This window comes from Pseudoalteromonas sp. Z1A8 (assembly GCF_011378855.1).
In the GTDB taxonomy this organism is placed as follows: Bacteria; Pseudomonadota; Gammaproteobacteria; order Enterobacterales; family Alteromonadaceae; genus Pseudoalteromonas.
On record NZ_WTLB01000046.1, the window covers coordinates 24,223 to 31,056 of the forward strand.

The 6,834-nt window shown below is 39.9% G+C and carries 6 protein-coding genes; 4 read left to right on the plus strand and 2 right to left on the minus strand.

Annotation, left to right across the window (positions count from 1 at the left end):
* Positions 1-29 precede the first annotated feature (29 nt).
* Both GQR55_RS15820 and GQR55_RS15825 read left to right on the plus strand, forming a co-directional pair.
* On the plus strand, positions 30-734 hold the full coding sequence (locus GQR55_RS15820; RefSeq protein ID WP_166421359.1) for a hypothetical protein: 705 nt from the start codon (positions 30-32) through the stop codon (positions 732-734).
* A gap of 139 nt (positions 735-873) precedes the next feature.
* Positions 874-1,617 carry a zinc-dependent metalloprotease family protein gene (locus tag GQR55_RS15825; RefSeq protein ID WP_166421360.1) on the plus strand — a complete coding sequence of 248 codons (744 nt, stop codon included), beginning with the start codon at positions 874-876 and terminating at the stop codon, positions 1,615-1,617.
* A gap of 89 nt (positions 1,618-1,706) precedes the next feature.
* On the opposite strand, the gene GQR55_RS15830 is transcribed toward GQR55_RS15825, so the two are convergent.
* Positions 1,707-2,927 carry an ectonucleotide pyrophosphatase/phosphodiesterase gene (locus GQR55_RS15830; protein WP_166421361.1) on the minus strand — a complete coding sequence of 407 codons (1,221 nt, stop codon included), beginning with the start codon at positions 2,925-2,927 and terminating at the stop codon, positions 1,707-1,709.
* Positions 2,928-3,112: 185 nt separating this feature from the next.
* Here GQR55_RS15830 and dgt point away from each other — a divergent pair, with 185 nt between their 5' ends.
* The gene (gene dgt, locus GQR55_RS15835; RefSeq protein ID WP_166421362.1) at positions 3,113-4,579 is read left to right on the plus strand and encodes a dGTPase; all 1,467 of its coding nucleotides are present in this window, start codon (positions 3,113-3,115) and stop codon (positions 4,577-4,579) included.
* 83 nt (positions 4,580-4,662) lie between these two features.
* A complete protein-coding gene (locus GQR55_RS15840; RefSeq protein WP_166421363.1) occupies positions 4,663-6,357 on the plus strand; it encodes a cell surface protein in 1,695 nt (564 codons plus the stop codon).
* A gap of 225 nt (positions 6,358-6,582) precedes the next feature.
* Here the strand turns inward: GQR55_RS15840 and GQR55_RS15845 are convergent.
* Positions 6,583-6,834 (minus strand): transposase (locus tag GQR55_RS15845; protein WP_166421364.1); only part of this gene is annotated, 252 nt, incomplete at its 5' end.

Consider the following 6,834-nt stretch of genomic DNA (forward strand, 5'->3'; position numbering starts at 1 on the left):
GTTAACCAAAAACACTAAAAGAGAAACAAATGAAGAGATCTGTCATCTTATTAATTGCTATTCCATTATCGGCATTTGCCGTTTATGGGCTATTTTTTGATACAGATAAAGCGGTAGAGCCTATAGCGCCCGTTGCAATTGATTTTGTTCCTATTGATTTACAAAAAACGCGCAATACACACGCCCCAGCACCTATTGATATGAGTAAAGATCCTATTACCGTTAAGCCGGTTGTAACACCTGACAACAGCGTTCCATTTGAAGAGTTTGATGCCATAAATCGCCTATCCGACAAAGCAAAGAAAGTGCTTATAACCGCCAAGGTTTTACCTACCGATTTACATAACGAAGCCTATGTTGAATTTGATTTAGACTCTTTGCAGGCGTTAGAGACTGGCGAAAACTTTGATTTAGCTATTCCGCAAACAGCCGAAACATTTACCGCCGAAGTAACCAATGTGGTTGAGTCTGAAAACGGTGATAAAAGCGTGTTTGGCAAAATAGTGGGTGTTGATGGACGCATGCACAATACTGTTTTAACGGTAGGTAATGATGCCATATATGGTCAATTTACTGCCCCCTCTGGCAACTATGTATTCGAAAGTAAAGGTAAGTACGGATGGATTGCGGCAAAACGCGATTTATACAAAAGCCATATAGAGCATGAAGTAACAGCCCCAAAACCAAAATCAGATAAAAGCATCGATATATTTGCACCAAAAATTGATGACTAACCAAAAATTAGTAGCTAACCAAAAAATATAAAAAACAACCAAAGCCGCACTATAGGGCAGCGTTAGTGTGTCTGCTTTTCAGACAATCAACCAAATTAAAAACAAGTTCCAACCACAACAAGAGTAAGGAAATACAACAATGAAAAAAGTAATTACTACAACCGCACTGGCTGCGGCATTATGTGCAGCAAGTATTGCTCAAGCAGAAACCATCGATATTGGTATTTTATATACCGATCAATCAGCGGCTGCAACTAGCAATATTGATACTAAAATCAATCAACTAATTGCCTTTAGCAACCAGGTATACAGCCAAAATGGCGTTGATATAACACTCCGCTTAGCTGGTAAGCAAAACCTAGGTGACTACGCAGTAACGCCGTCTGAAGATTGGTTAGATTCAATTACAAATAGTAGCTACGTAGATGGTTTGCGCAGCGATTGGAAAGCCGACATGGTTGCCGTATTAGGCACTGGTCAAAGTGCTGGTAATGGGCTTATTTCATGTGGTTTAGCATGGGTTGGTCAAGGTGCTAATGGCAACCTATACAGCTCAATGAGCAGTCGTATGTACTCAATTACTGCTATTGATTGTGGTGCAACTACCTTCGTACACGAACTTGGCCATAATCAAGGTTTGGCGCATTCACGCAAACAAGGTGATACGTCTGGCGGTGTATATGTAGATGGTATGGGCCATGGTGTACAAAATGAGTTTGCAAGTATTATGGCTTACCCGCACGTTTACGGTAGCGCAACTCAGTACGATTACTTCTCTAATCCTAATTGGAGCGTAAACGGAACTGCATTTGGTATTACAAACCAAGCGTATGCAATTCGCACTGTTACTGCTACAAAAACAAGTATTGCTAACTTTAAATAAGTAGCCAATAGAAAGTGAGCTAAATAGCTCACTTTAAAGTTTTAACATGTTCTTCCCTGCAGAGCGCTTACGCGCTCTTTTAGATTAAGCTAATGCACAACGATTTTTTGCTTAATTGCTGGCATTAATGTTTTACCATCGCCATCTACTTTGTTTAATAATTTTAATCCCATCACTTTTGCAAGTACTGGGTAAATATCAAGGTTATTTACTTCTTTAAGGCTTACACCTTGTTTAAATGCAGGGCCTACAGCAATAAATGATGCTGCCATATCCTCGGTATATGCGTAACCGTGAGTCCCTAAATAGGTTGGCTTTTTACCATTAGTAAATACCGCTGGCGCTGTAGTTTGCACCACAATATCGCCTACACGCGTGCCTTTATTGTAATAGTACGCTGCTAATTGCTCGTCAGTTAATACTGTATAACGACCGTTTGACGCATCTCGTAAACGTGCTTTGTAACCTTCAATATCAGCGTTTTTAGCATCAGGTTGAGTATAAATAAGTAAACGTGGGCCTGTATTTTTAACTAAAAAGTTTTCGTCTTGAGGCAGTGTAGTTGTATCAATACTTTTATCTGGATCTATACTCGCCATACCATGATCCGACACAATAACTAAGTTTACTTCTTGCTCTAATTTACTTAAGCGAGCTTGTAATTGCCCCATTAATTCATCAAGCTGTTTAACAGCATCACGCGTTTGCGGTGCGTCTGGTCCAAACTCATGGCCCATGCTATCAACTAACGAAAAGTAACTCGCAATAAAACGTGGACGCTGTGCTTTTGGTAAACTTAACCACTGAATAATTTGATCAACACGGCTTTGGTAATCGCTGTATTTAGAATAATGATAAAAATAATCTGGTGTCATGCCGTTAAATAATGCATCTGACTCAGGCCAAAAATAAGTAGCTGATTTAAGCCCCTGCATTTTTGCTAAATTCCAAAGCGGAATACCCTTTACCCATGTGCTATCGCCCAATGCTTTGCCCATGCTGTAACAGTCGTTTTTACGCGCTTTATCACAAAAGTTATTATCTACAATGCCATGATTTACCGGCAATAAGCCTGTAATAATAGAAATATGATTTGGAAACGTTTTAGTAGGATAAACGGGTATTAGCTTTTGTGCGCGAACGCCGCGCTCCGCCATTGCTTTTAAATTTGGCGCGCCGTGTTTTTCAATATAATCCCAACGTAGGCCATCAATCGATACAAGCACCACAGTTTGCTCTTTTGCGGCAAACGCACTGTTCATCCCTAATAATAGGCAAATTGATACTGCCTTTAAAATCCACTGCTTCATTATAAACACCTATAAATACACAACAATTACTCAAAAAATTATTTTAAAGCAAGTTGTTACTTTATGATACAAACTGATAGATTAAACCCTGTATATTAAAGACGAATGACAGCCGGTTACAAAAACAAATGACGATGTGCTAAAAATTATGCCAGTCATCAATGTAAACAAGGATAAAAGCAAAGATGACCATAGATTTTAGTAAAAAAATAACGCCAGCACGTATGTATCGCACCACCTCTAACTTACAAATGGCGCTAGAAAGCGACCGTGGTCGAATAATAAATAGTGCCGCTATTCGCCGCCTACAGCAAAAAACTCAAGTGTTTCCGCTTGAACGCAACGCAGCTGTTCGTTCGCGCTTAACTCATTCGCTTGAAGTACAACAAGTTGGCCGATTTATAGTGCAACGTATTTTTGCCAACTTAAATTATCAACAACAAAAAAGTTACGGCTTAACCGACCTAGAACGCCCGCTAGAAAGCCTGGTAGAAATGGCCTGCCTAATGCACGACATAGGCAACCCACCGTTTGGACATTTTGGCGAAGCAGCAATAAACCACTGGTTTAATAACAACCTAGCAAGCGTTACACCCGAGCGCTGTAAAGAGCCAAATACCGGCATTGGCGTTATTTTTAAACACCTCGCGCTTGATATTTGTAACTTTGAGGGCAACGCTCAAGGCATACGTATAATTCATTCTTTGCAAACGCTTAATTTAACGTATAGCCAAAGTGCCGGTATTTTAAAATACACCCGCCCAGCAGGGCTTGATACAAAAGATATTCCGCAAAATAAAAATTACTTAATGAAAAAAGTAGGTTACTACTACAGCGAAAAAGCCTTTGTTGAAGCACTCCAAAATGAGCTAACTATAGAGCCTTACTGCCGCCATCCGGCAAGTTATATAATGGAAGCCGCCGACGACATTTCGTACTGCTTAGCCGACATAGAAGACGCCGTTGAAAAAGACATAATAAGCACCGAGCAATTATGCCAAGCTCTTAAAAGCCATTATAAAAAAGCATTAGTAAACCTAACAATAGACGATACAGAACATCTAAACTTTGTAGATAAAGCCGTAGATTACGCACTCGATCGCGCCAAAGCACAGCCATATAATTTTAACAGCGAGTTTTTTATATACCTACGCGTAGCACTTTTACACCCATTGGTTAATCATGCTGCTAAGCGCTTTATCGAAAATATAGAGCCTATTTATCATGGCGATTTTAACCACGCACTTTTAGAAGACAGAAGCCACTTACACGCTGTAACCAAAACGCTAAAACAGGTGGCGCTTGAGCATGTTTTTTCAAATAAAGAAGTCGAAAAACTAGAGCTACAAGGCTATCGAATAATTAACGGCTTACTTGATTGCTACAAGCCGCTACTGCAATTAAACAGCGATGACTTTAGGCGTGCTCTAAACGGCGATTCACGTTTATTAATAGAGTCGCGACTCGTTAAAAAGCTCTCTAAAAAGCACTTAAATAGTTACCAACACGCAATAGATGCGATGCAAGAAGAGCCTGACCACTTTGCAGCATATGAGTTTTATTATCGCTGTAGATTAATTCAAGATTATATAAGCGGTATGACCGACCAATTTGCTTACGATGAATATCGAAGCTTAATGGTCATCGATTAGCGGAACTTAAGTTAACTTACCCTAGATAATTTTCAATTTTGCGCTTAAAATCAAACTATTAATATTTAAGCGCACATAACTTTATGATATCAAAATTAATACAATTTACTCTTTGCTTTACCTTATTTTACAGTGCGCAAAGCGCCGCCTACAACGAAGCTATGTGCATTTTAATCAAACAAGAAATGCAGCAAAATAGTAATAATAAAGCGAGTCAAAAATATCGTAAAGCAGCGCGTGATTACAAAAATAACTGTAATAAACCAAAAGAGATTCAAGCCCAACCTAAACCACAAGTAATAGAGCCTGAGCCCACTATTGTTATTCAGCCACAACCTAAAATTGTTGAACCTGCCCCCGTTATTGAACCTACTGAAGAAGCTGTTAAAAATAGCATCAACGAGCAAACGCTTAATTTAACTAATGATCAAAAACAACAAATAAACGATCAGCTAAATACCAACAGCAACAAAATAGTAATTGATGCTGAGCCAACAAAGGTAGCAACCGAGCAAGTAATAACAGAGCAAAAAAATGAAGATGTAATAGAACAAATAAAACCGGCGACACCAGAGCAAAGTGCTACACCTGAGCCTATAAAGGCTACGCCTGTAAAACCAGCACCTGTGGTAACTAAACCAGCACCCGTTACTGCACCGCAGCCTGTATCGCAAAGCCCTAGTTCGTTACTTTTACCTACTTTAATACTTGTTATAGTGGTACTTATTGGCGCTATGGTTGTAGTGCGCTTGCGCCGAGCAAAGCAAAGTAAAGCAACGGCAGCCCCCGTTATCGTGGCTCAACCTGAAGTTAAATCAGAAAAAATCACTACGCCAGCTAAAGCGGAAATTAAAACAACTATACCTGTAAAAACAACAGAAGAGGTTGATGCTGAGCCTGCTGAAATTAGTAAAGTAACCCAAGTAGATAAGATAGTTGAGAGCAACATAGCAGCAAACAAAGAGTCAGAGCCTACGGATATGGCGCAAAATGTTGATGTTGATGCTGATGTTGAAAGTACAGCTACACCAAGTATAAATGAGCCACACAACGTAACGACTCAAGCGCAAACAAGCGAAAGTGAGACTACACAGCTTGACTCAACACCTCTTAACCCAACTGATATCTCAGAGCAAGCAAGCTCCGCTACATTTAACAAAGTAAAACAAAAACCTGAGCCTAACACTGCCGAGTTTGAAGCCGCCGCTAAAACAACCTTAGAGCGTATTAAAAATGCCAGCAGTTTTAATGAGCCAGAGGTACGCGACTTTGACCCAGATGCAAAGCCAGTAAAAAAACAACGTAAACACCATGCAGCCCAAATAACGGAGCATGAGCCAATAGAGGCCGAACATAACACTGTAGAGCCAGTTATTAGCACTCCTGAGCCAGTAACAGCGAGTGAACCGGTTGTAGACTTACATACGCCAGAGCAAATATCTGACGCTCAATCGTCTTTGTATACAACTGAGCAAGACTTTAAAGAACCAGAAGTGCGTACATTTAATCCAAACGCACCATTACCCGGTGAAAAGCCAATGCCTAAAAAAGAAGACGCGATACCGGAGCAAGCACAAACAGCAAAGCAAATTGATGAGCCACAAAATGAGCCTAAAAAAGCAGACAGTAGCAACCCATTTGCTAACTTATCGCTAGATTCAAGTTGGGATCCTGACTCGACTGAAAAGCCAAAAATAGAAGAGAAAAAACGCGCCCCTAAATCGCAAGCATTGATAGACGCAGAAGAGCGTGCTAAAAATATGCAAACCAAAGAGTAAATTTACTGTAGCGCCTTACAAAGTAAGGCGCTGTTTTAGTAACTAAATAATTAACTGCTTTTTCACCCCGTATTACTTATTACCTTTGTGCCATCCTTAAATGCGCTTTAGCAATTAGAAGCTTCGCTTCTCGCGCGAGCAAGCTGGGCGCCTACTGGTAAAGTCTAGCACCGTGGTTTATTCACTTGTAGATACCATCTCTCATTTTAAGCTTCAAGGTCGTATTTAACTTTCTTGGAGCTTAAACGCTTCTTTGTTTTTTATTACACCAAAACATATATGAATGAGCTTTCTCATATTTGCACACACAGCTTGCATCGGTGTTTTACCATTATTTATTAACGTTAACTTATGTCGTTTTATTGTTTTATTCCATTGCCCTGCAACAATGGCCGCCATATAAAGTTTGCATCGAATTCTGGCTGGCCCAAGTTTACTGATTGATGTTCGCCCTTTTAATTTACCCGATTCATTATG

Excerpts from the sequence above, each read along its gene's own strand:
- dgt (WP_166421362.1), top strand. The coding sequence starts at position 3,113 with ATGACCATAGATTTTAGTAAAAAAATAACGCCAGCACGTATGTATCGC.
- GQR55_RS15820 (WP_166421359.1), top strand. The coding sequence starts at position 30 with ATGAAGAGATCTGTCATCTTATTAATTGCTATTCCATTATCGGCATTT.
- GQR55_RS15840 (WP_166421363.1), top strand. The coding sequence starts at position 4,663 with ATGATATCAAAATTAATACAATTTACTCTTTGCTTTACCTTATTTTAC.
- GQR55_RS15825 (WP_166421360.1), top strand. The coding sequence starts at position 874 with ATGAAAAAAGTAATTACTACAACCGCACTGGCTGCGGCATTATGTGCA.
- GQR55_RS15830 (WP_166421361.1), bottom strand. The coding sequence starts at position 2,927 with ATGAAGCAGTGGATTTTAAAGGCAGTATCAATTTGCCTATTATTAGGG.